Annotated in this window: 1 protein-coding gene; it reads right to left on the reverse strand. The window is 70.1% G+C overall.

Features of this window, described 5'->3' with window-relative positions:
* A partial coding sequence (locus tag ACIBNA_RS33665) for a WD40 repeat domain-containing protein (protein WP_399168971.1) occupies positions 1-539 on the reverse strand: 539 nt, incomplete at its 3' end.
* Positions 540-556: the final 17 nt, after the last annotated feature.

Raw genomic sequence — 556 nt, forward strand, 5'->3', positions numbered from 1 at the left:
TCGTAGCCGGCGGTGGCGAGGGTGTGTCCGTCGGGGCTGAACGCCACCGAAGTCACAGAGCCTTTGTGACCGGTGAGGCTGGTGCGGGTACGGCCCGTTGCGGTGTCCCACAGTCGCACCGTGTTGTCGTAGCCGGCGGTGGCGAGGGTGTGTCCGTCGGGGCTGAACGCCACCGAAGTCACAGAGCCTTTGTGACCGGTGAGGCTGGTGCGGGTACGGCCGGTGGCCGTGTCCCACAACCGCACCGTCCCATCCCCGCCTCCGGTGGCCAACGTGCGGCCGTCGGGACTGAACGCCACCGACTCCACGCCCCTGCCCAACAGCGGGGACCCGTCGATCTTGCGGACGGTGAGGGTGGTGGTGTCCCACAACCGCACCGTCCCGTCCCCGCCTACGGTGGCCAGGGCACGGCCGTCGGGACCGAACGCCACCGAGTCCACGCGTGTGCCCGACACCTTGCCCAACGCCGAGGACAGGTCGTTCTTGTGGCCGGTGCGGGTGGTACGGGTACGACCGGTGGCCGTGTCCCACAACCGCACCGTCCCATCCCCGCCTG

This window comes from Streptomyces sp. NPDC050164, assembly GCF_044459945.1.
GTDB classification, from domain to species: Bacteria; Actinomycetota; Actinomycetes; order Streptomycetales; family Streptomycetaceae; genus Streptomyces; species Streptomyces coeruleorubidus_A.